The organism is Trabulsiella odontotermitis (assembly GCF_001297775.1).
Lineage (GTDB): Bacteria > Pseudomonadota > Gammaproteobacteria > Enterobacterales > Enterobacteriaceae > Trabulsiella > Trabulsiella odontotermitis.
On the sequence record NZ_LIFX01000038.1, the window covers coordinates 1 to 203 of the forward strand.

A 203-nucleotide genomic window follows, 5' to 3' on the forward strand; every position below is an offset into this window, starting at 1 on the left:
CCGTCGGCGATCGGGCCGGTCTTGTCGCCCACATCGTCGTTCACCACCACGCTGCTTGAGTTCGGCACGGTGGTGTCGATGACGATCGGGAAGCTGCCGCTGTCCTTGTGGTTACCGGCTGCATCGGTAGCGGTTACGCTGAACGCATGGTTACCATCCGCCAGGGCAGTGCCCGGGGTGAAGGTCCACTTACCGTTGCTGTC

General features: G+C 63.1%; 1 protein-coding gene. It reads right to left on the reverse strand.

Features of this window, described 5'->3' with window-relative positions; genetic code table 11:
* A partial coding sequence (locus AOY23_RS21315; protein WP_152958678.1) for an Ig-like domain-containing protein occupies positions 1 to 203 on the reverse strand: 203 nt, incomplete at both ends.